This is a genomic window from Kluyvera sp., assembly GCF_047971185.1.
Classification (GTDB): domain Bacteria; phylum Pseudomonadota; class Gammaproteobacteria; order Enterobacterales; family Enterobacteriaceae; genus Kluyvera.
This window is the reverse complement of record NZ_JBKDZH010000018.1, coordinates 30,917-55,857: the sequence shown is the minus strand read 5'-3', so window position 1 is coordinate 55,857 and position 24,941 is coordinate 30,917. Positions and strand designations below refer to the sequence as shown.

Below are 24,941 nucleotides of genomic sequence, written 5' to 3'. Positions count from 1 at the left end.
GGAATGCGCCATGAAAACTACCCTGGTTTATGCGCTATCGGGGATCGTTCTGCTTAATATTGCCCGAGCAGACACATTACCCGCATTGATTGATCCGAATAACCCGGCTAAAGCAGAAAATAACAGCACACCGCAAGCCCCCGTAGCCGCCGCTCCAGGTTTAAGCGTGAGCGTGCCCAAAAATAAATTAACGCCCGAAACGCTGATTAAAGTCGACCATATTCAATTTATTGGCGGCACGGTTTATCCATTAAAAGAACTATTACGTCCTTTTGTTCCCTACGCCCATAAACAGGTGCCGTTAAAAACGCTGACCGGGCTGGTGAACGATATTACGTTGCGCTATCGTGCCGACGGTTATCCACTCTCTTATGCCTGGCTTCCGGATAACAACTTTCAGGACGGCACGCTCAAAATCGTACTGGTCGAAGGCTATATCGCCCACAGCGATATAAAAAGCAACAACCCTAATATCGCCGAGCGCCTGAAGCGTCTGGCGACCAAAATCATGGCGCAGAAACCGCTCACCCAGGCCACCTTCGACCGCTATACCCAACTGATGACGCGCACCCCGGGCGTGACCGTCGATGCTAACGCGAAGCTACCGCAGAATATCTACGGCGCAGCGGCGATGCAGGCCGTCGGGATGCAGCCGCGTATCTGGGATATCTCCTCAACGATCGACACCCGCCGCAGTCAGAATATGGCGTTCGTCAACGGCTCACTCAGCAACCTGACCAGCTACGGCGATCAGCTCGGGGTCGCCACCCTGATCCCGCTAGACAGCTCGACGCGCAAATCCTATCTCGGGTTGAACTATCAGCAGTTCCTGACGGATGAAGGGCTGATGATGCAGCTCAAGGGCAGCTTTTATCGCGAGGATCCGCGCGACTATTCGCGCCTGTTAAACTTCCCCGCCGGCTACATAGAATCGCGCCAGAAAACCACCCAATACAACGGCGGCGCGATGTTCAGCTATCCGGTGATCTTAACCAGCAAACGGCAGTTCAATATTAACGGCGGACTGGATTACACCGACCGCCGTAACGACAACCACATCCGCGCCATCGTTAACGAGCAGGAAATCTTAGGCCTGACGCAAAAATCACACGTCCGCTATCCGGCGCTGGAACTGGGCATGAATGGCTTTCAGGCCTTCGACCGCGCCAGCATCAACGGCAAGCTGACGCTACGCCAGGGCATTAACGCCTCTTCGCTGGCCGACGCCGCGCCGGTGCAGGGCAACGATCTCTCGTTTACCCTATGGAAAAGCAATATCGACGCGGCATGGATGATAACGGATACCTGGCGCCTCTCCACGTCGCTGGAGGGCGATTGGTCAGATAACGATTTGCCAGAGCCAGAGCGCGTCAGCTTCGGCGCCCAGCGTTTTGGTCGCGGTTACCAGGACGGCGAAGCCAGCGGTGACTACGGCTACGGCGGGCAGCTTGAGCTGCGCTATCTGCATCAACGCAAAGAGAGCACCTGGGTTGCGACCGTACAGCCTTACGTGCTGGCCGATACCGCACAAACGTGGTTCAACGCGCCGGGATTTCCGCATCAGCGGCTGGCATCGGTGGCCACTGGGGTGATGGTTGGCGACAACAAACACTACAGCGTTACCGTCGAGGCCGCGCGCCCGGTCGGTGATAAGCCAACCGACACGCACAGCCGGGAATGGCGCTACAGCCTGACCTTCAGCTGGAACTTCAATAACCTACATTAATCGAGAAACGGAGAGCTGGCCGACGTCAATACAGGCCAGCGCCCCCGTCGGGCAGGCGGCCACGCAGGCTGGCCCCTCCTCGCGGTGGTGACATAAATCGCACTTGATTGCCTGAGCCCGCGCCTGCTGCACGGCCACCGTCATCGCCCCGAACGGGCACGCCAGCATGCAGCTCTTGCAGCCAATACAGCGTGCCTGATCGACGCGGATCGCCTCTTTGTCGCGGGTTATCGCCCCGGTAGGGCACACATTACCGCACGGCGCATCTTCACACTGATGGCAGGCCACCGCCGTTGAGAACGCGTCGCCCTTCACCACCCGAATGCGGGGTACAAAAGCCTCGCGCGAAACGGTCGCACAAGCCTGCTGTTCCTGATGCGCCACCACGCAGGCCACCTCGCAGGTCCGGCAGCCAATGCACTTTAAGGAATCAGCAACAATAAACGGGTTCATTCCCCTCTCCGTACGGTCGATAAAGCTTAAGAGTGCCAGAGCGGGCTGCCGCTACGCTTTGATCCGACAGGGGAGATGCGCATTTTTTGCTATCTGCCTGACGAAATTCAGCCGTTTGCCTCAAGCAGAATTAATATGCTCTTTGCAGTACCGCCGTTTCCAGGCCGCAGGCGTCAACCCGGTGTGCTTGCGAAAAATCTGCCGGAAATACCCCACATCGGCAAACCCGCACTGTTCGGCCACCTCTTTAAGCGAACGCGCGTGGTTGCTCAACAGCTTTTCCGCCGCCCGCACCCGCTGGCGGTGGATGGCCTCGGTAATCGTCAGATGAAATACCCGGCGATACACGCGCCCCAGATAGTCGGCATTGCAGTGTAACTCTTTTGCCAATGCCGACGTGGAGAGCGGCAGGTGATAGCGGGTATGAATCACCTGCTGCGCCTTCCACGCCAGCGCCGTACCGCCTTCATCTTTTGGCTCTTCATTTTGCGCCGACAGCGAAATATGCTGCAAAATCAACAGTAAAATAAACTCCAGCGAGGCGTTGCGCTGAATTTTCTCCTGCTCGTTCAGAAACTGACGAAACAGAGAAATCAGGTACTGCGGGTCGTGTGAGGTGGTCTGCTGCGGGATAGACAGCTGGGTTAACAGCGGATGGGACTGCACGGGCGCATTCACTTCGAAATGCAGCCAGTAAAATTTCAGATCGGTAGGGAAATCCTCAACGCCAACGTGGCGACGACCTGGCCATAATAAGAGCGTATCCCCGGCCGAAACGTGGAAAATATGCTCTTCTTCCTGAATCGTTAATGTCCCCTTTTCCACGAATATGACTTCCCATGAGCGCAGTCTGCGCGCCGGGTGACGACCCACGCCGCGCGAGATAAATAGCCCACCGTTCTGAACTTTAATCGGAAGCGCTATGGATAGATTGAGCATAAATATTAAATATCCCGCTTATTCGCCGCTAAAAAATGACCTTTCTATCTGATTATTAACAACTAAAATATTTTATGCCCGATCGCCTTCACACTTTTCTCATCAGGTCGGAATTACCCACTTTTTATACTTCTTTGTGACCTTGTTGGTCGCCGCTTTCCAGGCAAAATTAAACGGGTCATGACATTACAACAATACCCCTACTGAAAGAGACATCTCCACATTGCGAGGAGCACCCCATGACCGCTACACCTATTTCTACCAGCGAGGTCGTGTCCGGTTCACAGGACGAGAAATTATCCGTCCGCGAGAAAATCGGCTATGGCCTTGGCGATGCGGGCGGCACCGTGATTACCTGCCTGATCATGAACTTCCTGACCTTCTTTTATACCGACGTTTTTGGGCTGACGCCTGCGCTGGTTGGCACCCTGTTCCTGGCGCTTCGCGTTTTTGATGCGATTTCCGACCCGATTATGGGCGTGCTGGCCGACCGCACGCAGAGCCGCTGGGGGCGCTTCCGTCCGTGGCAGATGTGGATTGCGCTTCCCATCGCCATCATCGGCGTACTCACCTTTACCGTTCCCGACGCCAGCATAGGCGTGAAGATCGCCTGGGCATTTGGCACCTATCTGCTGCTGTCGATGGGCTATACCGCCATCAACGTGCCCTACTGCGCGCTGATCAACACCATGACCACGCGCCACAGCGAGGTTATCTCCTGCCAGGCCTGGCGTTTTGTGCTGTGCGGCGTGGCGGGTTTCCTGGTCTCCGTTGGCCTGCCGTGGCTGGTGAAGGCGCTTGGTCAGGGCGACACGGCACAGGGTTATCAATACGGCGTCGGCGTTCTATGCGCGATTGCCGCGGTCATGTTCCTGTGCTGCTTCTTCTGGGTTCGCGAGCGCGTGTCGTTGGACATGATGGGCAAATTTACCCTGCGTGAACACATTGCGGGGCTGCGTAAAAACGATCAGCTGCTGCTGATGCTGGTGATGTCGTTCCTGCTGATTAACGTCTTTAATATCCGCGGCGGCGGCTATATGTACTTCATCACCTACGTACTGGGCGGCTCCACCGGCTACACCTCCCTGTTCTTCACCATGGTGACCTTCGCGTCTATTTTCGGCTCAGTCATTATTAACCTGCTGTCGCGCCGCTTCGATACCGTCAAGCTCTACTACTACACCAACCTGGTGCTGGCGGCGATCGCGCTGGGGATGTGGTTCTTACCCACCGGCCCGGCTTACCAGACCTTATGGCTGGCGGTCATTCTCGGTAACGGCATTATTCTTGGCTTCACGCTGCCGCTACACTTCTCGCTGATGGCGTTCTCCGACGACTACGGTGAATGGAAAACCGGTGTGCGCTCCTCCGGCATGAACTTCGCCTTTAACCTGTTTTTCATCAAGCTGGCCTGGGCCTCCAGCGCGGGCATTATTAGCCTTGTCTTTATCTATGTGGCCTATCAGCCCGGCGTCGGAAACCAAACGGCATCATCGCTGGCGGGCATCACGTCGATGGAAACCCTGCTGCCAGCCCTGTTCCACCTGCTGCTGGCGTTCTCTATCCGCGCCTGCAAGCTCAATAATCCCATGATGGCGCGCATCGCCACCGATCTTCGCGCCCGTCACGTTCAGTCCTGAGGAGTTCGCCATGTCTGTTATGGAAGTGAATCTGCATACGTTGAAAGTTAATGACCCGTTTTTCGCCCAGTATCAACAGCTGGTTCGCGATGTGGTAATCCCCTATCAATGGGATGCATTAAATGACCGCATTGACGATGCCGAACCCAGCCACGCGATAGAAAACTTCCGCATTGCCGCAGGCCAGCAGGCGGGGGAATTTTACGGCATGGTCTTCCAGGACAGCGACGTGGCGAAATGGCTGGAAGCCGTCGCCTGGTCGCTGTGCCAGAAGCCGGACGCCGAGCTGGAAAAAACCGCCGATGCGGTGATTGAACTGGTCGCCGCCGCCCAGTGCGACGACGGTTATCTGAACACCTATTTCACCGTCAAAGCCCCGCAAGAACGCTGGACCAATCTTGCCGAATGCCACGAGCTGTACTGCGCGGGGCATATGATTGAAGCGGGCGTCGCTTTCTTCCAGGCCACCGGAAAACGTCGCCTGCTGGAAGTGGTGTGCCGCCTCGCCGACCATATCGACCGGGTCTTCGGCACCGGAGAAAACCAGATTCACGGCTACCCCGGCCACCCGGAAATCGAGCTAGCGCTGATGCGCCTGTATGAGGTGACCGAAGAGCCGCGCTATATGGCGCTGGTGAATTATTTCGTCGAAGAACGCGGTAAACAGCCGCACTTCTACGACGACGAATACGAAAAACGCGGTAAAACCTCCTACTGGAATACCTACGGCCCGGCATGGATGGTGAAAGACAAGCCTTACAGCCAGGCGCATCAGCCCATTGCCGAGCAGCCTACGGCTATTGGCCATGCGGTGCGATTCGTCTACCTGATGACCGGCGTGGCGCACCTCGCCCGTCTGAGCCAGGACGAAAACAAACGCCAGGACTGCCTGCGCCTGTGGAACAACATGGCGCAGCGCCAGCTGTACATCACCGGTGGGATCGGCTCACAAAGCAGCGGCGAAGCCTTCAGCAGCGACTACGACCTGCCGAACGATACGGTCTACGCAGAAAGCTGCGCCTCCATTGGCCTGATGATGTTTGCCCGCCGTATGCTGGAGATGGAGGCAGACAGCCAGTACGCCGACGTTATGGAGCGCGCGTTATATAACACGGTGCTGGGCGGCATGGCGCTGGACGGCAAGCACTTCTTCTACGTTAACCCGCTGGAAGTGCACCCGAAAACGCTATCGTTCAACCACATCTACGACCACGTGAAGCCGGTGCGCCAGCGCTGGTTCGGCTGCGCCTGCTGCCCGCCGAATATCGCCCGCGTGCTGACCTCAATCGGCCACTACATCTACACGCCGCGCCAGGATGCGCTATACGTGAACCTGTATATCGGTAACAGCGTTGAGGTCCCGGTCGGCGAGCAAACGCTGCGCTTGCGCATTAGCGGTAACTATCCATGGCAGGATCAGGTCAAGATCGCCGTTGATTCACCGGATCCGGTTAACCACACGCTGGCGCTGCGCCTGCCGGACTGGTGCCGCGATCCGCTGGTGACGCTAAACGGTCGCGACGTGGCTGGAACGGTGAAAAAAGGCTATCTGCATATCTCCCGCACCTGGGTGGAAGGCGATACCTTAACGCTGACGCTGCCAATGCCGGTGCGTCGGGTCTACGGCAACCCGCTGGTCCGCCACGTCGCCGGCAAGGTCGCCGTGCAGCGCGGGCCGCTGGTTTACTGCCTGGAGCAGGCCGATAACGGTGAGGAGCTGCATAATCTGTGGCTGCCGGCAGACGCGCCGTTTACCGAGCTGGAAGGCAAAGGCATTTTCGCTCACAAGGTGCTGCTGCAGGCGCAGGGCGTTAAGCATACGGCAAGCCAGCCGGAGCAGCAGTCGCTGTGGCATTACGATACGCCGCCGGCACAGCGCCAGCCGCAGACGTTAACCTTTATTCCGTGGTTTAGCTGGGCCAACCGTGGCGAAGGCGAGATGCCGATCTGGGTTAACGAAGGCGAGTAACCTCCCCGCCGTCGCTGCGCCCGCCCGGGTCTGAAATCAGACCTGCCGAGCGTAGCGACGCCAAATCCCCTATAATCGCCTGACAATAAAATCCGCAAGTAACTCACCCCCATGGACGAATTTCACTCTCTGACGTTAAAGAAAATCAGCGCGGGCAGCCTCTATAGAATTCACCTGCTCGGCCTGCTGTGCTCACTGGTCCCCTTCGGCGTGTTCAACGGTATTCTCGGCGCGATAGGTATTACGTTGATTACCATTCGCTGGAACGGAGAAATCGTTCATGGCTTCCCTGCGCTCATTTTCAGCCCGCTGCTGTTTCTGTTGCTGGCATTAATTCTGACCGCCGTTATCGGCAGCCTGAGCTGGCTTGGACTGTGGATTTATGGGCAGTTTCGCGAGCTAACGCTGCGCGTTGTGCCCGGAAATAATAAGCCGCAAAAATGAAAAGACAGAACGCCAGCGTTCTGTCCTTTCATCACCGACGTAGCCGAAAAAATCACTCAGCCTCTGGCAGCGCCTGATAGCGAAAATGGCTAAACGTCACGCTGCCTTCGCCCGCGCTATACAACGCCGGGCGCAGGCTGAGGAAATCATAGCCAACGTTCTGGTTGTAGCCTGATACCTCCATCTGCACCGGATACTTTATCCATTTATCGCTACCGGCGGGACGCGTCCAGAAGGTCACAATGTTCTCGCGATTAATCATACGGATATCGACGGTATTCACCTTCTGCAGATGCGCCGGGGCCTTCTCGTTTCGCTCCATGCCATAACGGTGCATTACCACGCCCTGCGCGTTAACCCCAAGCCCGACGTACAGCTTCTGGTTATAAAACAGCAGCAGTCCGGCCTGCGCCTGCGGGGTGAAATGGGCGGTTACCTCTACCTGATAAGCGCGATCGCCCGCAATCATCGTCAACGGCGAGGTATCTTTTGGCGACGAGCCTTTGGCCTGCAACACCAGCTCGCCGTTATTGAGCCGAACGCGCTGTAGCTCATTATTCTGTGCATGATAGAAATGCCAGCGTAGCGGAAACGCATCGGCCGTAAAGCTATTGGACCACGCCATGCCGTGCACGACGGCCTCGCCGCCCTTCGGCATCGGCAGCGGTTTGCCGGTATCGCCCCCGGAGGCGGTGAACCAGCCGTCGTCTCCCCAGACGATAGGTTCCAGCATCGCCTGCCGCCCCAGCGTCATAAAGCCATTTTCATAGCCGTGATACACCATGTACCACTGCTTATCGGGCCCTTCAATCAGCGTCGCATGGCCGCGCGACCACCATTTTTCCTGCTTATTCTGGGTGCGGATAATCGGGTTATGCGGCGAGTTTTCCCACGGCCCGTTGATGGATCGCGATCTGGCCGCAATCACCATGTGCCCGGTTGGTGGCCCGGCCGTTCCGCCTTCTGCCAGCACCATGTAGTAATAATCGCCATGGTGCAAAATCTTCGGGCCTTCCTGGGAAAAGCTTTCGACCTCCCACTCTTCAGGATATTGCCAGCCGGTGTAAACTACGGACATCGGCCCTACCGTACTCAGCCCATCATCGCTAAGCTGCACACGGTTTCCGCCGGACATAAACAAATAGCGTTTTCCATCTTCACCCACCGCATGCCCCGGGTCACTGGCCGGATTTTGTAGCCCCATATCTTTCGGCGCACTCCACGGGCCGCGGATATCCTTCGCCGTTACCACGTACAGCGTTTTCTTTTTGGTGCCTTTTTCATCAATGATGCGGTTAGTGGTGAAGTAGATATAGTACTGGTCACCATATTTCACTAAGTCTGGTGCCCACACCGCATCAGTTGGCTGCGTCAGCGCGGGCCCAACCGGCTGCCAGTTCACCAGATCGCGGGAGTGCCAGATAATCAGGCCTGGAGAATCTTCAAATGACGAGAAGGTCATGTAGTAATCCTGACCATCTTTAATAATGGAAGGATCGGGGTGATCACCAGAGAGAATGGGATTCAGGTAGCAGCCATTGCCCAGGTCGGCCTGCCGCTGGCCCTCAACGCCCGCCTTCCAGCGATCGCCGGACAGCTTCTGGCAATCTATCGCCGCGAGCGATACTGCGGGTAGAGCGGAGAGCATGACAATTAATGAATATATCTTCCGCATGCATTATTCCTTTTTATGTTAAACGAATAAAAATGAAACAATGTTTTATAGAGTTATTTGCCGGAAGATAATGTGTTCAGCATCACCGAACAGGGGTTACAGCGCAAAACAGCGGCCATAAAAAAGCAGAACGTGAACGTTCTGCTTTTTTGTTACTTTGCGCGGAATTACATGGCTGCGCGGAAAATCGCCATAATTTCGTCGTGCGTTGCCTGGATTGGGTTGGTCAGGCCGCAGGCATCTTTCAGCGCGTTGGTCGCCAGCACCGGGATGTCCTCTTCTTTCACGTTCAGGTCACGCAGGCCCGCCGGGATGTTCACCTGGCGCGCCAGTTTACGAATGGCCTCAATGCAGGCTTCAGCGCCCTGCTCGTCGCTCATTGCACTCACGTCGATATGCATGGCCTGGGCGCAGTCGCGCAGACGCGCGGCGGCCACTTTGCTGTTGAACACCTGCACGTGCGGCAGCAGCACCGCGTTGCACACGCCGTGCGGCAGATCGTAGAAACCGCCCAGCTGGTGCGCCATCGCGTGAACGTAGCCCAGGGAAGCGTTGTTGAACGCCATGCCCGCCAGGAACTGAGCGTAGGCCATCGCTTCGCGCGCTTCGCTGTTGCTACCGTTTTCTACCGCGGTCGGCAGATTGTCGATAATCATGGTGATGGCTTTCAGCGCGCAGGCGTCGGTAATCGGCGTGGCGGCAATAGAGACATAGGCTTCAATCGCGTGGGTCAGCGCATCCATACCGGTGGCGGCGGTCAGCCCTTTCGGCATGCCTTCCATCAGGGAAGAGTCGTTGACGGAGAGAACCGGCGTCACGTGCTTGTCGACGATCGCCATTTTGATATGACGCGTTACGTCGGTGATGATGCAGAAACGGGTCATTTCAGACGCCGTGCCCGCAGTGGTGTTGATGGCGATCATCGGCAGCTGCGGTTTAGCAGAGCGATCAACGCCTTCATAATCACGGATATCGCCGCCGTTAGAGGCGACCAGCGCGATCCCTTTCGCACAGTCGTGCGGGGAGCCGCCGCCCAGGGAAATGACGCAGTCGCAATCATTGGCGCGCAGCATTTCCAGGCCTTCTTCCACGTTAACGGTGGTCGGGTTCGGGTGCGTGCCGTCGAATACCACGCTCAGGATGTCAAATTCCTGGAGGCGTTTCTGGATATCCGCCGCCACGCCGAGCTTGTTCAGAACTGCATCAGTGACAATCAGAGCGCGGCGATAGCCGTAGTCTTTCATGGTATTCATCGCGTCTTTTAAGGCGCCGTTACCAATAACGTTCACTGAAGGGATGAAGAAAGTTGATGCAGTCATGATAGTTCCTTTATTTAATAAGCAAGCTCCCGAGGCTATAGCATTAACCGCCCATAAAACACGATCCAGTTAGCATTTTACTCGACGTAAAAAATAAAAATCGCGGCATTTTGTTGTTAATGTCGCGATTTATAGTGATAAATATATTTTTGTGTTTGATTTGATATCTTTTTCAAATCAATTGTTACGTTTTGTTTTCCGGGAACAGCAGCGCATCGCGCAATAAGTGGTCGTTGCCGCGGCGGCGCGTAAAGCCGATACGGTTAAAATATTCAAGGATCTGAATCGCTAACTTACGGCCAACGTTCAGCTTATCGCGGAAATCCGCCGCGCAGGTGGAGCCTTTTTCCAGATCGAGCTCGCGAATCATGCTGGCGAACGCCACGATGCGATCGTTGCGATAGTAGCGGTCTTTCACAATCGCGGTGATCATCCCCTGCTGCGCCGCCAGGCGTAGCACGCCGCGCATCGCATTCTCGTCGGTGCCGGTCTGCGTCGCCAGATCGCGCACCCACCACGGTTCGTCGCCAAACAGCGGCGCGGCTTTCTGCCAGATAGCCTGCTGCTCGTCGGTGAACCCGGCCTTATGGTCCGGCAGGTGCAGCCAGCCGTGATGGCTGGCAATCACGCCGCTTTCACGCATCTGCTCAATTAAGGTCAGCACCAGCGCTTCATCTTCCATCGGCAGCGCGATGCGGCGCAGGCGTTCACGGCCCGGGCCCGGCTCATCCTTATGCTGCTCGTGATACAGCGCCAGCGCGTCCAGCAATTTACGCTGCCAGCGTGCCGCCAGCGGCGCATCCAGCAGGCAGTCGCCAGCGAGGATAAACCCCGGCTGGGCAATCAGCTGTTCCAGCCCCTGCGTGCTGAGCTGGCGCGCCCAGCCGAACTCACGCAGCTTCACCGCATCGCGGGAGAGATGCGCCGCCAGCGCCTGAGCGTCGGTTTTTGCCAGCGCCAGCGCGGCGATCCAGGCCAGGTAATCGGGTTTACGCTTGCCCCGGCGCGGTGAGTTCAGCGTCACCACCCGCGCCCCGGCGAGCGTCACTTTCGCCGAAATATCGCGCAGCACCAGTCGGTCGTTATCCGCCAGCCACAGCGGCGTGTCGAGCACCAGCTCAGCGAGGTTATTTTCCAGCAGCGACACGCGGCCGGTGATATGGCTGGCGGCGTGGTGAATGTGCAGCGGCTGCCACTGGCTAAGCGGCAGGTGGCTTTGCAGCTCAACGATAACCCGCTCAACGGGCTCCGGCGGCGCTTCCGTCAGCAGCCAGTCGCCGCGGCTGATATCGCCCTTTTCCGCCGCGCCAACGATATTCAGCGCAATACGCTGCCCGCCGTGCGCATGCTCAACCGGCTGATTCTGCGCATGCAAACCGCGCACGCGCATCGGCGTACCCATGCCGGTCAGCCACAGAGTATCGCCCACGCGCACGTCGCCCGACAGCGCCGTGCCGGTGACCACCAGGCCTGCGCCCTTGACGGTAAAAGCGCGGTCGATAGCCAGACGGAAACGCTGATGCTCCGGGTGCTCGCGAGCGGCAAGCTGGCGTAAATGGTCGCGCAGCGCTTCAATGCCGATATTCGCCGTCGCCGCCGTTTCAAATAATGTAGCCTGTTCAAAACCGTATTCACGCAGCACGTCGGCGATTTCATCACGCACTTCAGTAATTCTCGCCGCATCAACGCGATCGGTTTTGGTTAACGCCACCGTCAGCGTCGGGTTGCCCGTCAGTTGGAGAATCGCCAGATGCTCGCGGGTCTGCGCCATCACGCCGTCATCGCACGCCACCACCAGCAGCGCATGGTCGATACCACCGACGCCCGCCAGCATATTGGAGAGGAATTTTTCATGCCCCGGCACGTCGATAAAGCCCAGCACGCGCCCGTCCGGCTGCGGCCAGTAGGCGTAGCCCAGATCGATGGTCATACCGCGAGATTTCTCTTCCGGCAGGCGGTCGGCGTTAATGCCGGTGATCGCCTGCAGCAGCGTGGTTTTGCCGTGGTCGACGTGACCGGCGGTGGCAATAATCATTTCAGCAACATCTCCAGGAAACGGGTTTCATCTTCAAGGCAGCGCAAATCCAGCCACAGGCGGCCATCGTAAATGCGGCCGATTACCGGCACCGGCAGGCTGCGCCAGCGGTTGGCCAGCGCCTCCAGTCGGCTGCCGCGACTGTCGAGCGGCGTCAGCGCAATGGCCGCGCTGGGCAGGCTTTCCGAAGGCAGCGATCCGCTGCCGATCTGCGACGCACACGGCATCACCTGTACGGCAAACTCTTCGCTGTAACGGGCGGCCAGCGGCTCGCGCAAGCGCAGCGCCTGCTGCTCTATCTCCTGTGCGCTGCGGCTCAGCAGGCGCAGGGTCGGCAGCTCGGCCGCCAGTTTTTCCGGGTGCAGATACAGACGCAGGGTCGCTTCCAGCGCCGCGAGCGTCATTTTATCGGCGCGCAGCGCGCGCTTGAGCGGGTGCTGCTGGAGCTGGGCGATCAGCGCTTTGCTGCCAACGATAATCCCGGCCTGCGGGCCGCCCAGCAGCTTGTCGCCGGAGAAGCTCACGAGGCTCACGCCCGCGGCAATCATCTCCTGCGGCATCGGTTCTTTCGGCAGGCCGTAGCGGCTGAGATCCACCAGCGAACCGCTGCCGAGATCCGCCACCACCGGCACGCCGAGCTCACGGCCGATTTCCGCCAGTTCGGCTTCCTCCACCGATTTGGTAAAGCCTTCAATGCTGTAGTTACTGGTGTGTACCTTCATCAGCAGCGCGGTGTTGTCGTTGAGCGCCTGACGATAATCCTTCGCATGGGTACGGTTGGTGGTGCCCACTTCATGCAGCACGCAGCCCGCCTGACGCATCACGTCGGGAATACGAAACGCGCCGCCAATCTCCACCAGCTCGCCGCGCGATACCACCACCTCTTTACCCGCCGCCGTCGCCGCCAGCATCAGCAGCACCGCCGCGGCATTATTGTTGACGATACAGGCATCTTCCGCACCGGTTAAGCGGCACAGCAGGTCCGCCAGCGCCCGGTCGCGGTGGCCGCGCCCGGCGCCGTCCAGATCGTACTCCAGCGTCACCGGGTCGCGCATCGCCTGGCTAACGGCATCAATCGCCGACTGCGCCTGCTGCGCGCGGCCGAGGTTGGTATGTAATACGGTTCCCGTCAGGTTGATTACTGGCCGTAGCGCGCTCTGCGAATCACGGTTGAGCCGCCGCGCCGTCTCCTGCGCCCAGCTTTCGCTCCACTGCGGCAGCGCCTGCTGCTCACGAATGCAGAGCCGCGCCTCTTCCTGCATCAGGCGGAGCTGTTCCACCACCTGCGAGTGGCCGTGGGCCTCAAGTAAACGGGCAAAATCGGGATCGCGAAGCAGGCGGTCGGTGGCGGGAAGCTGGCTGTAGAGCGAACGGGTATCGGTAGTCATGAATAGGCCTGACGGTTAAATGTTACCCCTCCCGACGGGAGAGGGAGTTCATAGGAAGGGATTGTACAATGGACTGCACCGCCGCGTTATAGCGTTCAATCAAGCCTTTGGCGGTTCGGTACGCGCAAAGCTTTCGCGCAGGAACAGCGTTTCGGCCAGTTTCACCAGCTGCGGACGATCAACGCACCAGCCCGGCGCAATGCGGCGGAAGTTGAGATAGCCGATCGCGCAGGCGATGGCGATGGTCGCCAGGTTGAGTTCATCGGTCTTCAGCGTACCGTCGTTAAGGTAGCCTTCCAGCGCATCCAGGCTGCGGCTGATTTTTTCACGCTGACGCAGCACTTCCTCTTCCGACTGCTGCGCCGCCGGGCGCGCCTGCTCGCGCACCGAGGCCAGCCCGGCATCCATAATGCCGTCGGCCAGCGCTTCCAGCTGACGGATTTTCAACGCCTGCTGCGGGTCGGACGGCACCATCTGCGGCGCGACGTTCAGCAGCTCAATATACTGCGCGATAATTGGCGAGTCGTACCAGCATTCGCCGTCGTCGGTAACCAGCGCGGGCACTTTACCCAGCGGCGTGTACTGCGCCACGCCGGTGTCGGGGCTGTAGGGCTGCTCGTTGATAAAGTCGAAGGCGATCCCCTTTTCCAGTAACAGGACCGATATCTTACGGACAAACGGGCTGGTGTAGCTGCCGACTAATTTCATTCTTATCTCCATGCGCCAACAAAACTATCAGTATGGCTCAGGCAGCGGCATTCGCCTTCTGGATTTTGTCATCCTAGTGATCCAGATAAAGATAATGCATCCAGCTGGTCATCCGCAGCAGCACTTTACGCATCACCGAGACGTGAGCGAAATGGTCGGAATAGACCGCCACCTGAGCGTAAATGCCGTCGGGCAGGGAATCCACATCGGCGTTCGGGTCGAGGTCAATCAGCGCGAGTACGCCATCGGTTCCGGGGATTACCGTGAGCGACTGGAGCGTGCCCTGCGCCTGATACGAGCCGCCGGGCACGACCGGTAAAATACTCGCCAGCTTGCCGCTGAACACCTGCCCCGGCAGGGCGTTGAATACCACTTCCGCCTCGTCGCCGGCTTCAAGACGCAGCAGCGAGTTCTGGCGGAACTGGGCGACAATCTGCCGTTTCTGATCCGGGATAAACACCATCACCGGGCGCAAAGGCAGCGCGGCGGCGTAGGTACCCGGGCGGATCAGCACCTGGGTGGCATAGCCGTCGCCAGGCGCGCGGACAATCGTCTGGTCAAGGTTATATTTCGCCTCCGCCAGCTGCGCGCGCAGGCTGACAATCTGCGACTGCTCGCCGTTGACCATACTGTCTAACTGGCTCTGAATCTGCGACTGTTCGGCAACGGAGCCTTTCACCATCGCGTCCTGCGCCAGATAATTCTGTCGGGCGTTGTCGATATCGCTTTCTGAGAACGGGTTCACCCGCGCCTGGCTGCCTTTCAGATAGCGCTGGTAATCTTTGTATAGCCGGTCGCGCTCGGCGGATACGCGGGTGGTATTGGCCTGCGCTTCCGACAGCTGGGCTTTCAGCGTCTGGATATTGTGCGTGGCGGTCACCAGATCCGCCTGTAGGCGGTCAACGCGGGCCTGATAGCGCGTCGGATCGAGCTTAAATAACACCTCGCCTTTTTTAATCAGCTGATTATTTTTATCCGTCACTTCGCTGACGACGCCGGTAACCTGCGGGGTAATGGGAATCGAGATCACCGCTTTTTGCGCGGTATAGGTATAGGGGTGGTTATAGTTCATTAATAAAATAAGCCCGCTAACCAAAAATATACCGCCCAACGCGGCGGTCGCCAGCGTCCATTGATTAACTGGAATACGGAATATTTTAAACACCGCCCACGCGAGTGCCACGTAGGTTAAAACAATCAGCAGATCCATGATTATTGCTCCGGCGTCGTCGTGTCGGCTGAGGGGCGAATTTGCGCCAGTTTTTGCTCCAGCTCCGTGACCCGGAGGGAAAGCTGCGCAAGCGTATCATCCGCAGCTGGCGCGGGTTCGGCTGGCTTGATGTGCGACTGCATGCCCCAGCCGCGTTCAGGCTGGTAGAGGGTGGCCCAGATCCATAAAAACGGCCAGATGACGTGCAGCGTAAACAGGCTCACCCACCCGGCGGTGTGAATAGCATCCGCGTGGGGATGGTTGCGCTTTTTCGCAATGGTATAGGGAATATCATGAATCATGATGATCCCGTAAAACAGGACCAGGAAAACAAAGATCAGCACACCTAACGCAAAATAGTTTAGAAACATATCTGCCCCAGATTCACGCTTATAGGATTTTTTAATTGCAGGCAGCCGACACGCTCATGGCTGGTAATATGAAAATAATGCGCAATGGCCGTTTTCGCCATCCGGCGGCAGGGAATTTTTACTCAGTAAGACAGGCGGCAAAAAACGCTGGCTGGCCGCGATGGACCACCAGCAGGAGAAGTCGTTAAACCGGCGTCAATATACCGCTTTTTATACTACTTTTTCGGCGTTTCCACCGGACGATAAAGGTTACGGTAGTGGGCCAGTCGCGCCAGAAACATCTCGGCTTTGTCCTCTGGGATATCTGCGGGTACGCGGTCCGAATGCGGACGTTTATGCAGATACTCCATAAAAGCCTGGCTGGAGGCCATAAAGTCTACGGCTTTATCAATGATTTGCGGTACGTTCTCGCCCATTTTACTCATCGTCGCTCTCCCTCTTTAAGACCTTTCCCTAAGCATGGATAATCCTGACGTAACGGGTTGAGGAAAATGTGCGGATTTTCGTCACTCATTTTCAAAAAAGCGATCGACTTAACTAATTTATGAAATACTAATATTATTCATTAAGTTATAGTCGCGAGCCGTTGATTATCACGTAATAAAACACGGCCATTTTGTATAATTAACTACCAGAAATGAGCGACAACGCGCATACTAAGCGTTATTACGTCTATTTTGTTATCAGATATCAGCAAGATGAAAGAAATCGAAAAAAATGAAATCAAGCGCCTGAGCGATCTGCTCGACGCTATCCGCCACCAGCAGGCAGGCCTGTCTCTGGTCGAAAGCGCAGAAAAATATGCCGAGCTGGAAGAAGAAAAAACCAAGCTCGAAACTGAAATCGCCCGCCTGCGTGAAGTTCACACTCAGAAGCTGAGTAAAGAAGCGCAGAAGCTGACGAAAATGGGCTTCAGCCGCCCGATTACCAAAAAAGAACAGGCCGACATGGGCAAGCTGAAGAAAAGCGTCCGTGGTCTGGTGGTTGTTCACCCCATGACGGCGCTTGGCCGTGAAATGGGTCTGCAGGTGATGACCGGGTTCGCGAAGAGCGAGTTCTGATTCACCGCCCCTGAGCCTTCTCCCGCCCGGGAGAAGGTTTTGTTCTCTTCTTTCCCCCCTCAAATTGGCCCAACCAATTTCACAACCAAATCGCTATTGGTTCACAATTTCATCATTTAAAGTCACAAACACATTGCTAGTACATAACATTTAGTTAACCATTCGTTGTCATTACCCCTACATCACCTAATTGGCAGGGCCACTTTTACACAAACTGTGACGCAGAGATGAGCATAGACTCACCGCCGACCAGCGCGTGTGGCCCCCTGGAGACCTGCATGAGCCTCTGGCAACAAAACTACGATCCGGCCGGCAATATCTGGCTATCCAGCCTGATCGCCTCGCTCCCTATCCTGTTCTTCTTCTTTGCGCTGATTAAGCTCAAGCTGAAGGGCTACGTCGCGGCAAGCTGGACGGTGGTTATCGCGCTGGCCGTCGCGCTGCTGTTCTACAAAATGCCGGTCGACCGCGCGCTCGCTTCGGTGGTGTACGGCTTCTTCTACGGCCTGTGGCCGATCGCCTGGATTATTATCGCCGCCGTTTTCGTCTACAAAATTTCGGTGAAGACCGGGCAGTTCGACATTATTCGCTCGTCGATCCTCTCCATTACGCCGGACCAACGCCTGCAGATGCTGATTGTCGGCTTCTCCTTCGGCGCATTCCTGGAAGGGGCAGCTGGCTTTGGCGCGCCGGTGGCGATTACCGCGGCGCTGCTGGTTGGCCTGGGCTTTAACCCGCTGTACGCCGCCGGGCTGTGCCTGATCGTCAACACCGCGCCGGTGGCGTTCGGCGCGATGGGCATTCCGATTCTGGTCGCCGGGCAGGTTACCGGGCTGGATAGCTTTGAAATCGGCCAGATGGTGGGCCGTCAGCTGCCGTTCCTGACCATTATCGTGCTGTTCTGGATCATGGCGATTATGGACGGCTGGCGCGGCATCAAAGAGACCTGGCCGGCGGTGATGGTGGCGGGCGGTTCCTTTGCTATCGCCCAGTACCTCAGCTCTAACTTCCTGGGCCCGGAGCTGCCGGACATCATCTCCTCGCTGGTGTCGCTGGTGTGCCTGACGCTGTTCCTCAAGCGCTGGCAGCCGGTACGCATCTTCCGCTTTGGCGATATGGGCGCATCTCAGGTGGATATGAACCTGGCGCGTACTCGCTACACCGCCGGACAAATCGTCCGCGCATGGTCGCCGTTCCTGTTCCTGACCGCCACCGTCACGCTGTGGAGCATCCCGCCGTTTAAAGCGCTGTTTGCTCCGGGCGGCGCGCTGTACGACCTGGTGATTAACATTTCAGTGCCGTATCTCGACAAGCTGGTTGCGCGTATGCCGCCGGTTGTCAGCCAGGCGACCGCCTATGCCGCGGTGTATAAGTTCGACTGGCTCTCCGCCACCGGCACGGCGATTCTGTTTGCCGCCCTGCTCTCTATCGTGTGGCTACGCATGAAGCCGAAAGACGCCATCAACACCTTCGGCTCTACGCTGAAAGAGCTGGCGTTACCGATTTACTCCATCGGCATGGTGCTGGCGTTTGCTTTCATCTCAAACTACTCAGGGCTGTCATCGACGCTGGCGCTGGCACTGGCGCACACCGGGCACGCATTTACCTTCTTCTCGCCGTTCCTCGGCTGGCTGGGCGTATTCCTGACCGGCTCGGATACCTCCTCCAACGCCCTGTTTGCCGCGCTTCAGGCCACCGCCGCTCAGCAGATTGGCGTGTCGGACGTGCTGCTGGTGGCCGCGAATACCACCGGCGGCGTTACCGGCAAGATGATTTCGCCGCAGTCGATTGCGATCGCCTGTGCGGCAGTAGGACTGGTAGGCAAAGAGTCCGACCTGTTCCGCTTCACCGTGAAACATAGCCTGATCTTCACCTGCATGGTGGGCGTGATCACCACGCTACAGGCTTACGTCTTAACCTGGATGATCCCGTGATAACCCTGCCCAAACGTCTGTCAGACGATGTCGCCTGCCGCGTGCGGGCGCTGATTGAAGAACAACAGCTGGAGGCGGGCATGCGATTGCCCGCCGAACGCAAGCTGGCAAGCCAGCTCGGCGTCTCGCGCAACTCTCTGCGCGAGGCGCTGGCGAAGCTGGTGAGCGAAGGATTGCTACTTAGCCGCCGCGGCGGCGGCACCTTCGTGCGCTGGCAGCATGAAGGCTGGTCGGAGCAGAATATCGTGCAGCCGCTGAAGACGTTGCTGGCGGATGACCCGGACTACAGCTTCGACATCCTCGAAGCGCGTCATGCCATTGAAGCCAGCACCGCGTGGTACGCGGCGATGCGCGCCACCGACGCCGATAAAGAAAAAATCCGCCTCTGCTTTGACGCCACCCAGAGCGATGACCCGGACCTCGCTTCACAGGCCGACGTTCGCTTCCATCTGGCCATCGCCGAGGCCTCGCACAACGTGGTGCTGCTGCAAACCATGCGCGGCTTTTTCGATCTACTGCAATCGTCGGTGATCCAGAGCCGTGAACGGATGTATCTGGTGCCGCCGGTGTTTGCGAAGCTCACCGAGCAGCATCTGGCGATTCTTAACGCGATTACCGCCGGTGACGCCGAAGGCGCGCGTCAGGCGATGATGGCGCACCTTGGTTTTGTCCACACCACCATTAAACGTTTTGATGAAGACCTGGCCCGCCAGGCGCGGAGTACCCGCCTGCCCGACGACCACAACGAAATTTCCAGGGAGAAAAAAGCATGATTATTTCCGCCGCGAGTGACTACCGCGCCGCCGCCCAGCGCATTCTGCCGCCGTTCCTGTTCCACTACATCGACGGCGGCGCCTACTCGGAGCACACTCTGCGCCGCAACGTGGAAGACCTGTCCGATGTGGCGCTGCGCCAGCGGGTGCTGAAAAATATGTCCGACCTGAGCCTGGAAACCACGCTGTTCAAAGAGCAGCTGTCGATGCCGGTGGCGCTGGCCCCGGTGGGCCTGTGCGGCATGTACGCCCGTCGCGGCGAAGTGCAGGCCGCCGCCGCCGCCGATGCGAAAGGCATTCCGTTTACCCTTTCCACCGTGTCGGTGTGCCCGATTGAAGAAGTGGCCCCGACTATCAAGCGCCCGATGTGGTTCCAGCTGTATGTCCTGCGCGATCGCGGCTTTATGCGTAACGCGCTGGAACGTGCCAAGGCCGCAGGCTGCTCGACGCTGGTGTTCACCGTCGATATGCCGACGCCCGGCGCACGCTACCGTGATGCCCACTCCGGCATGAGCGGAACCAACGCCGCGATGCGCCGCTACTGGCAGGCCGTCACCCACCCGCAGTGGGCATGGGATGTGGGGCTGAACGGTCGCCCGCATGACCTGGGCAATATCTCTACCTACCTCGGTAAACCGACCGGGCTGGAAGATTACATCGGCTGGCTGGCGAATAACTTCGATCCGTCTATTTCATGGAAAGACCTCGAGTGGATCCGCGAATTCTGGGACGGCCCGATGGTGATCAAGGGGATCCTTGATCCGGAAGACGCGCGCGACGCGGTACGTTTCGGTGCCGACGGGATCGTGGTGTCGAACCACGGCGGCCGCCAGCTCGACGGCGTGCTCTCCTCCACTCGCGCGCTACCGGCCATTGCCGACGCGGTGAAGGGCGATATCACGATCCTCGCCGACAGCGGTATCCGCAACGGTCTGGACGTGGTGCGCATGATCGCGCTGGGCGCAGACAGCGTGCTGCTGGGCCGCGCCTATCTGTACGCGCTGGCGACCCACGGCCAGGCGGGGGTAGCGAATCTGCTGAATCTGGTGGAGAAAGAGATGAAGGTGGCGATGACGCTTACCGGGGCAAAATCGATTAACGAGATTAGCCGCGATTCACTGGTGAATAATGCGGAGATGGCGCGGACGTTTAACGCCATTAAGCAGGGGAGCGCTGCGTAGTTCTGCGCCGGTTGTTCCCCTCACCCTAGCCCTCTCCCCAGCGGGGAGAGGGGATCGTTCAGTTTCGTTTGCTCACCCGCAGACCTGCTCTGCTCCCTCTCCCTTTCAGGGAGAGAGCCGGGGTGAGGGTTTCCGTAAATTCTGCTATCCTGCCCGCGCAATCCAGGGGGCAACATGCTGAACATCGTTTTATTCGAACCAGAAATCCCGCCGAATACCGGCACTATCATCCGTCTGTGCGCCAATACCGGCTTTAATCTGCATATCATCGAGCCGATGGGCTTTGCGTGGGACGATAAGCGTCTGCGCCGCGCTGGGCTGGATTATCATGAGTTTACCGCCGTGCAGCGTCATGCGGATTACGCCGCTTTCCTGGCAAGCGCCAAACCGCAGCGGCTGTTTGCCCTGACCACCAAAGGCACGCCCGCCCACAGCGCGGTGAGCTATCAGGACGGTGATTTTCTGATGTTTGGCCCGGAGACGCGCGGGCTGCCCGCGACCATCCTCGATGCGCTGCCACCCGAGCAAAAAATTCGTATTCCAATGATGCCGGACAGCCGCAGCATGAACCTGTCGAATGCGGTGTCGGTGGTGGTGTATGAGGCGTGGCGCCAGCTGGGGTATCCGGGCGCGGTATTACGTAGCTAACGCATTCCCGGAAGCGGCGCCTTGCCCGGGCTACATTTGAAGGTAGCCCGGCCGAGCGAAGCGACGCCGGGAACGCCGCAGCGTTAAATCCCGTCTCCGTACTCAAACCCGTGGTTAATGCCGTTGAAGTGCTGATCCATATCCATCGCCGGTTTATCCGACTCCGGTTTGCCAACGATACGCGCCGGTACGCCAGCGGCGGTGGTATGCGGCGGTACCGGTTGTAGCACCACCGAGCCCGCGCCAATCTTCGCGCCGCGCCCTACTTCAATATTGCCGAGGATCTTCGCCCCGGCGCCAATCATCACCCCTTCACGAATTTTCGGGTGACGATCGCCGCTGGTTTTACCGGTACCGCCAAGGGTGACGGATTGCAGAATCGAGACATCGTTTTCGATCACCGCCGTTTCCCCCACCACAATGCCGGTGGCGTGGTCGAGCATGATGCCGCGGCCAATTTTTGCCGCCGGGTGAATATCGACCTGGAACGAGACTGAGACCTGATTTTGCAGGAAAATCGCCAGCGCGCGACGCCCCTGCCCCCACAGCCAGTGGCCGATACGATAGGCCTGCAGGGCGTGGAAGCCCTTCAGGTACAGCAGCGGGGTGGAATATTTGTCGACCGCCGGGTCACGGGTGCGCACGGCCTGAATATCACAGGCGGCGGAGGCGATCATCTCCGGGTCGGCGGCGTAGGCTTCTTCCACCACTTCGCGAATGGCAATGGCGGGCATAATCGGTGAAGCCAGCTTGTTGGCAAGCATGTAGCTCAGCGCGCTGCCAAGGTTTTCGTGCTTGAGTAACGTCGCGTGATAAAAACTGGCGAGCATCGGCTCACAGTCTGCCAGAGCCCTGGCTTCCGCTTTAATATTGTTCCAGACAATTTCCAGTTCTTCACACGACATTGCTTACTCCAGACATATTGGAACGATCGGCAAGTCTGCGCTTGCCGGATCGTCGGATGACAAAGGTTTCCTGCGATTAATTGCCGCTATGCTCATCCTTGCGTGCACGACCTAATAAGGTCAATGCTGCCTCGCGCGCGTTTTTTCCGCAATATAATACCTGATAAATTTCCTCGGTTATTGGCATTTCGACACCTACCCGGTGCGCCAACTCGCGGACTTCTTTGGTATTACGGTAACCTTCGACCACCTGGCCAATACTGTCCTGCGCTTCCTGCACCTGCGCCCCTTTGCCCAGCGCCATGCCAAAACGGCGGTTGCGCGACTGGTTGTCGGTACAGGTCAGGACTAAATCGCCGAGCCCCGCCATGCCCATAAAGGTCACCGGGTCAGCGCCGAGCGCCACGCCGAGGCGCGACATTTCGGTCAGCCCGCGGGTAATCAGCGCGGTCCGCGCATTCGCGCCAAAGCCGATGCCGTCGGAGATGCCCGCGCCAATGGCAATGACGTTTTTCACCGCGCCGCCCAGCTGGACGCCGATGAAATCCGGGTTGCTGTAGACGCGGAAGCTTTTACCGCAGTGCAGCAGCTGCTGCAGATCGTCGGCAAAAACCGGGTCCGTCGCCGCCAGCGAAATCGCCGTCGGCAGACCTGCCGCCAGCTCTTTGGCAAACGTCGGGCCGGAAATCACCGCAAGCGGGATCTCGTCGCCCAGCGCTTCGCGCGCCACGTCCTGCAACAGGCGGCCAGTTTCGGCTTCCAGCCCTTTCGTCGCCCAGACCAGGCGCGCGTCGGGGCGCAGCAGCGGTTTCATCTGGCGCAGTACGTCGCCAAACACGTGGCTGGGGACCACCACCAGAATATCGCGGCTGGCAGCCAGCGCGGTCGCTAAGTCGCTTTCCAGGTGGAGCGTATCGGGGAATGGAACGTCGGGCAGGAATGCCGCGTTACAGCGATCGTGCTGTAGCGTCGCGACATGTTTGGGATCGTGGCCCCAGAGTACAACCTGGTGGCCGTTTCTTGCCACGGTGATGGCAAGAGCGGTGCCGTACGAGCCGGCACCGATCACAGTCATTGAAGCATTAAGTGCGTTCATCAGGCATCCTGATGTTGTTCTGCACCTTCGCCAGCCTGCTGCTGCAGATAGTTCATGAACAGCGCATCAAAGTTAACCGGCGCAAGGTTCAGCTGTGGGAAGGTCCCACGGGAAACCAGGCTGGTGATGCATTCACGCGCATACGGGAACAGGATGTTCGGGCAGTAGGCACCCAGGCAGTGAGCCATCTGAGTTCCTTCAATGCCTTCGATAGAGAAGATACCCGCCTGCTGAGTTTCACACAGGAAAGCCGTCTCTTCGCCCAGCGTCGCCGTTACGGTGACACGCAGCACCACTTCATACACGCCTTCAGCCAGCTGGTTGGAAGCGGTATCCAGATCAAGTTTAACCTCTGGCTGCCAATCTTTCTGGAAAACGTGCGGCGCATTCGGCGCTTCAAAGGAAACGTCTTTGGTGTAGATGCGCTGAATCTGGAAAGCCATTTCTGCGTTGTTTTGTTCTGACATGTGTAAAAACCCTTTCGTGTTGTCCTTAAAAAAAAGCGGTACGCTTCACGCCCGCCCAGGTCAGGCGTGAACGCTTCGCAAAGCATTAGCGCAGCAGGGGATCAAGTCCACCACGCGCATCAAGCGCATACAAGTCGTCGCAGCCGCCAATGTGCTGTGCATCAATAAAAATCTGCGGAACCGTCGTGCGGCCGCTGCGCTGGATCATCTCTTCACGCTTTTCGGCGTTACCGTCAATCGGCAGCTCCTGGAAGGTGACGCCTTTTTCAGACAGCAGCGCTTTTGCACGGTGGCAATACGGGCATGTTGCTTTGGTATAGATTTCAATCTTCGCCATGACAGTTCTCCTGACTTCACTCGATGAACGAGCAGGGAATTATTTGCCGCGAACCAGAGGCAGGTTTTCACCGCTCCAGCCAGCAATACCTTCTTTCAGTACGAATACTTTTTCAAAACCGGCTTTCAGCAGCGCGTTTGCGGAATCCGTTGCCTGCATCCCGGAACCGTCGGTGACGATAACCGGCTTGTCTTTGTGTTTTTCCAGCTCGCCGAGGTTGTTGGCTTTGATTTCGTTCGGCAGCAGGTTCAGGGAACCGGCAATGTGGCCTTTACGGAAATCATCACGCTGGCGCAGGTCGACAACAACCGCGTCTTCTTTGTTGATCAGGCGCGTCGCTTCACCGCGGTTGATGACCTTAACTTTAGACATCAGCCCTTTAAAGGTGGTGAACAGCACGGCCGCCAGCAGCGCGATCCACGCGATGCTCAGGACAGGGTGACGACCTACAAATTGCATAATTTCTTGCATGGGGGGTAACAGCTCCCGACGTGTAATGTTTAAAAACCAGGGAAGGAGTATACCTGCGGCGTGGCGCAAATACAGCCAGCGCGCGCGATGTAATGCGTTTTCTGCGGAGTGCTACGGAAAAAAGGGTGAAAATGAACGTTTTTCCGTACGCATCTCCCCGCTTTCTTTGATCTCTCATTGTTATTTTATCG

24 protein-coding genes are annotated in these 24,941 nt (G+C 57.9%); 9 read left to right on the top strand and 15 right to left on the bottom strand.

Annotated features, from left to right (window positions below):
- Window positions 1-10 precede the first annotated feature (10 nt).
- A complete protein-coding gene (locus tag ACK5JN_RS04490; protein WP_416869052.1) occupies window positions 11-1,726 on the top strand; it encodes a ShlB/FhaC/HecB family hemolysin secretion/activation protein in 1,716 nt (571 codons plus the stop codon).
- Here ACK5JN_RS04490 and ACK5JN_RS04485 read toward each other — a convergent pair.
- Both ACK5JN_RS04485 and ACK5JN_RS04480 read right to left on the bottom strand, forming a co-directional pair.
- Window positions 1,718-2,179: a 4Fe-4S dicluster domain-containing protein gene (locus tag ACK5JN_RS04485; RefSeq protein ID WP_416869051.1), complete on the bottom strand. Its 462-nt coding sequence runs from the start codon at window positions 2,177-2,179 to the stop codon at window positions 1,718-1,720. The two genes, ACK5JN_RS04490 and ACK5JN_RS04485, sit on opposite strands and share 9 nt — an antisense overlap.
- 120 nt (window positions 2,180-2,299) lie before the next feature.
- Window positions 2,300-3,118: a helix-turn-helix domain-containing protein gene (locus ACK5JN_RS04480; RefSeq protein ID WP_416869050.1), complete on the bottom strand. Its 819-nt coding sequence runs from the start codon at window positions 3,116-3,118 to the stop codon at window positions 2,300-2,302.
- Between the two features lie 239 nt (window positions 3,119-3,357).
- On the opposite strand from ACK5JN_RS04480, the gene ACK5JN_RS04475 reads away from it, so the two are divergent.
- The 3 genes from ACK5JN_RS04475 to ACK5JN_RS04465 all read left to right on the top strand — a co-directional run bounded on the left by ACK5JN_RS04475 (window position 3,358) and on the right by ACK5JN_RS04465 (window position 7,171).
- Window positions 3,358-4,758, top strand: a complete 1,401-nt coding sequence (locus ACK5JN_RS04475; RefSeq protein WP_416869049.1) for an MFS transporter — start codon at window positions 3,358-3,360, stop codon at window positions 4,756-4,758.
- Between the two features lie 10 nt (window positions 4,759-4,768).
- Window positions 4,769-6,727: a glycoside hydrolase family 127 protein gene (locus tag ACK5JN_RS04470; protein ID WP_416869048.1), complete on the top strand. Its 1,959-nt coding sequence runs from the start codon at window positions 4,769-4,771 to the stop codon at window positions 6,725-6,727.
- Between the two features lie 111 nt (window positions 6,728-6,838).
- Window positions 6,839-7,171, top strand: a complete 333-nt coding sequence (locus tag ACK5JN_RS04465) for a hypothetical protein (protein ID WP_416869047.1) — start codon at window positions 6,839-6,841, stop codon at window positions 7,169-7,171.
- A 52-nt stretch (window positions 7,172-7,223) separates the two neighbouring features.
- On the opposite strand, the gene ACK5JN_RS04460 is transcribed toward ACK5JN_RS04465, so the two are convergent.
- From ACK5JN_RS04460 to ACK5JN_RS04425, 8 genes are all read right to left on the bottom strand, one after another.
- Window positions 7,224-8,846 (bottom strand): family 43 glycosylhydrolase, encoded by a 1,623-nt coding sequence (locus tag ACK5JN_RS04460; RefSeq protein WP_416869046.1) that lies wholly within the window; start codon window positions 8,844-8,846, stop codon window positions 7,224-7,226.
- A 167-nt stretch (window positions 8,847-9,013) separates the two neighbouring features.
- Window positions 9,014-10,165 carry an L-threonine dehydrogenase gene (yiaY, locus tag ACK5JN_RS04455; RefSeq protein WP_416869045.1) on the bottom strand — a complete coding sequence of 384 codons (1,152 nt, stop codon included), beginning with the start codon at window positions 10,163-10,165 and terminating at the stop codon, window positions 9,014-9,016.
- 184 nt (window positions 10,166-10,349) lie between these two features.
- A complete protein-coding gene (gene selB / locus ACK5JN_RS04450) occupies window positions 10,350-12,200 on the bottom strand; it encodes a selenocysteine-specific translation elongation factor (RefSeq protein WP_416869044.1) in 1,851 nt (616 codons plus the stop codon).
- On the bottom strand, window positions 12,197-13,588 hold the full coding sequence (gene selA, locus ACK5JN_RS04445) for an L-seryl-tRNA(Sec) selenium transferase (protein WP_416869043.1): 1,392 nt from the start codon (window positions 13,586-13,588) through the stop codon (window positions 12,197-12,199). The genes selB and selA overlap by 4 nt, the downstream gene beginning before the upstream one ends.
- Window positions 13,589-13,687: 99 nt before the next feature.
- Window positions 13,688-14,296 (bottom strand): glutathione S-transferase, encoded by a 609-nt coding sequence (locus ACK5JN_RS04440; protein ID WP_416869042.1) that lies wholly within the window; start codon window positions 14,294-14,296, stop codon window positions 13,688-13,690.
- A gap of 73 nt (window positions 14,297-14,369) precedes the next feature.
- Complete coding sequence (locus ACK5JN_RS04435; protein ID WP_416869041.1) at window positions 14,370-15,506, bottom strand: HlyD family secretion protein; 1,137 nt, start codon at window positions 15,504-15,506, stop codon at window positions 14,370-14,372.
- A 2-nt stretch (window positions 15,507-15,508) separates the two neighbouring features.
- Window positions 15,509-15,877 carry a DUF3302 domain-containing protein gene (locus ACK5JN_RS04430; protein WP_416869040.1) on the bottom strand — a complete coding sequence of 123 codons (369 nt, stop codon included), beginning with the start codon at window positions 15,875-15,877 and terminating at the stop codon, window positions 15,509-15,511.
- A gap of 215 nt (window positions 15,878-16,092) precedes the next feature.
- The gene (locus ACK5JN_RS04425) at window positions 16,093-16,302 is read right to left on the bottom strand and encodes a hypothetical protein (RefSeq protein WP_416869039.1); all 210 of its coding nucleotides are present in this window, start codon (window positions 16,300-16,302) and stop codon (window positions 16,093-16,095) included.
- Window positions 16,303-16,575: 273 nt separating this feature from the next.
- Here ACK5JN_RS04425 and ACK5JN_RS04420 point away from each other — a divergent pair, with 273 nt between their 5' ends.
- The 5 genes from ACK5JN_RS04420 (at window position 16,576) to trmL (ending at window position 21,474) form a co-directional block, all read left to right on the top strand.
- On the top strand, window positions 16,576-16,938 hold the full coding sequence (locus ACK5JN_RS04420; RefSeq protein ID WP_223803697.1) for a YibL family ribosome-associated protein: 363 nt from the start codon (window positions 16,576-16,578) through the stop codon (window positions 16,936-16,938).
- A 278-nt stretch (window positions 16,939-17,216) separates the two neighbouring features.
- A complete protein-coding gene (lldP, locus tag ACK5JN_RS04415; protein WP_416869038.1) occupies window positions 17,217-18,872 on the top strand; it encodes an L-lactate permease in 1,656 nt (551 codons plus the stop codon).
- Window positions 18,869-19,645 carry a transcriptional regulator LldR gene (gene lldR / locus ACK5JN_RS04410; RefSeq protein ID WP_416869037.1) on the top strand — a complete coding sequence of 259 codons (777 nt, stop codon included), beginning with the start codon at window positions 18,869-18,871 and terminating at the stop codon, window positions 19,643-19,645. Before lldP ends, lldR begins: the two co-directional genes overlap by 4 nt.
- Entirely contained in the window at window positions 19,642-20,826 is a 1,185-nt protein-coding gene (gene lldD / locus ACK5JN_RS04405) for an FMN-dependent L-lactate dehydrogenase LldD (RefSeq protein ID WP_416869036.1), read from the top strand. The genes lldR and lldD overlap by 4 nt, the downstream gene beginning before the upstream one ends.
- Window positions 20,827-21,000: 174 nt before the next feature.
- A complete protein-coding gene (trmL, locus tag ACK5JN_RS04400) occupies window positions 21,001-21,474 on the top strand; it encodes a tRNA (uridine(34)/cytosine(34)/5-carboxymethylaminomethyluridine(34)-2'-O)-methyltransferase TrmL (protein WP_416869035.1) in 474 nt (157 codons plus the stop codon).
- 83 nt (window positions 21,475-21,557) lie between these two features.
- Here trmL and cysE read toward each other — a convergent pair whose 3' ends face one another.
- The 5 genes from cysE to ACK5JN_RS04375 form a co-directional block, all read right to left on the bottom strand.
- Complete coding sequence (cysE, locus tag ACK5JN_RS04395; protein WP_035894708.1) at window positions 21,558-22,379, bottom strand: serine O-acetyltransferase; 822 nt, start codon at window positions 22,377-22,379, stop codon at window positions 21,558-21,560.
- 76 nt (window positions 22,380-22,455) lie between these two features.
- Entirely contained in the window at window positions 22,456-23,475 is a 1,020-nt protein-coding gene (gene gpsA, locus ACK5JN_RS04390; protein WP_416869034.1) for an NAD(P)H-dependent glycerol-3-phosphate dehydrogenase, read from the bottom strand.
- Window positions 23,475-23,942, bottom strand: a complete 468-nt coding sequence (gene secB, locus ACK5JN_RS04385; protein ID WP_064541041.1) for a protein-export chaperone SecB — start codon at window positions 23,940-23,942, stop codon at window positions 23,475-23,477. The genes gpsA and secB overlap by 1 nt, the downstream gene beginning before the upstream one ends.
- Before the next feature lie 85 nt (window positions 23,943-24,027).
- Complete coding sequence (grxC, locus tag ACK5JN_RS04380) at window positions 24,028-24,279, bottom strand: glutaredoxin 3 (RefSeq protein ID WP_106924973.1); 252 nt, start codon at window positions 24,277-24,279, stop codon at window positions 24,028-24,030.
- Between the two features lie 39 nt (window positions 24,280-24,318).
- A complete protein-coding gene (locus ACK5JN_RS04375; RefSeq protein ID WP_416869033.1) occupies window positions 24,319-24,750 on the bottom strand; it encodes a rhodanese-like domain-containing protein in 432 nt (143 codons plus the stop codon).
- Between the last annotated feature and the right edge of the window lie 191 nt (window positions 24,751-24,941).

Bases quoted from the DNA above. Each gene is read 5' to 3' on its own strand.
- ACK5JN_RS04420 (WP_223803697.1), top strand. From the start codon at position 16,576: ATGAAAGAAATCGAAAAAAATGAAATCAAGCGCCTGAGCGATCTGCTC.
- ACK5JN_RS04425 (WP_416869039.1), bottom strand. From the start codon at position 16,302: ATGAGTAAAATGGGCGAGAACGTACCGCAAATCATTGATAAAGCCGTA.
- ACK5JN_RS04470 (WP_416869048.1), top strand. From the start codon at position 4,769: ATGTCTGTTATGGAAGTGAATCTGCATACGTTGAAAGTTAATGACCCG.
- trmL (WP_416869035.1), top strand. From the start codon at position 21,001: ATGCTGAACATCGTTTTATTCGAACCAGAAATCCCGCCGAATACCGGC.
- lldP (WP_416869038.1), top strand. From the start codon at position 17,217: ATGAGCCTCTGGCAACAAAACTACGATCCGGCCGGCAATATCTGGCTA.
- ACK5JN_RS04465 (WP_416869047.1), top strand. From the start codon at position 6,839: ATGGACGAATTTCACTCTCTGACGTTAAAGAAAATCAGCGCGGGCAGC.
- yiaY (WP_416869045.1), bottom strand. From the start codon at position 10,165: ATGACTGCATCAACTTTCTTCATCCCTTCAGTGAACGTTATTGGTAAC.
- grxC (WP_106924973.1), bottom strand. From the start codon at position 24,279: ATGGCGAAGATTGAAATCTATACCAAAGCAACATGCCCGTATTGCCAC.
- ACK5JN_RS04480 (WP_416869050.1), bottom strand. From the start codon at position 3,118: ATGCTCAATCTATCCATAGCGCTTCCGATTAAAGTTCAGAACGGTGGG.
- selA (WP_416869043.1), bottom strand. From the start codon at position 13,588: ATGACTACCGATACCCGTTCGCTCTACAGCCAGCTTCCCGCCACCGAC.
- secB (WP_064541041.1), bottom strand. From the start codon at position 23,942: ATGTCAGAACAAAACAACGCAGAAATGGCTTTCCAGATTCAGCGCATC.
- ACK5JN_RS04440 (WP_416869042.1), bottom strand. From the start codon at position 14,296: ATGAAATTAGTCGGCAGCTACACCAGCCCGTTTGTCCGTAAGATATCG.
- ACK5JN_RS04485 (WP_416869051.1), bottom strand. From the start codon at position 2,179: ATGAACCCGTTTATTGTTGCTGATTCCTTAAAGTGCATTGGCTGCCGG.
- gpsA (WP_416869034.1), bottom strand. From the start codon at position 23,475: ATGAACGCACTTAATGCTTCAATGACTGTGATCGGTGCCGGCTCGTAC.
- ACK5JN_RS04490 (WP_416869052.1), top strand. From the start codon at position 11: ATGAAAACTACCCTGGTTTATGCGCTATCGGGGATCGTTCTGCTTAAT.
- ACK5JN_RS04375 (WP_416869033.1), bottom strand. From the start codon at position 24,750: ATGCAAGAAATTATGCAATTTGTAGGTCGTCACCCTGTCCTGAGCATC.
- selB (WP_416869044.1), bottom strand. From the start codon at position 12,200: ATGATTATTGCCACCGCCGGTCACGTCGACCACGGCAAAACCACGCTG.
- ACK5JN_RS04435 (WP_416869041.1), bottom strand. From the start codon at position 15,506: ATGGATCTGCTGATTGTTTTAACCTACGTGGCACTCGCGTGGGCGGTG.
- cysE (WP_035894708.1), bottom strand. From the start codon at position 22,379: ATGTCGTGTGAAGAACTGGAAATTGTCTGGAACAATATTAAAGCGGAA.
- ACK5JN_RS04475 (WP_416869049.1), top strand. From the start codon at position 3,358: ATGACCGCTACACCTATTTCTACCAGCGAGGTCGTGTCCGGTTCACAG.
- lldD (WP_416869036.1), top strand. From the start codon at position 19,642: ATGATTATTTCCGCCGCGAGTGACTACCGCGCCGCCGCCCAGCGCATT.
- ACK5JN_RS04430 (WP_416869040.1), bottom strand. From the start codon at position 15,877: ATGTTTCTAAACTATTTTGCGTTAGGTGTGCTGATCTTTGTTTTCCTG.
- ACK5JN_RS04460 (WP_416869046.1), bottom strand. From the start codon at position 8,846: ATGCGGAAGATATATTCATTAATTGTCATGCTCTCCGCTCTACCCGCA.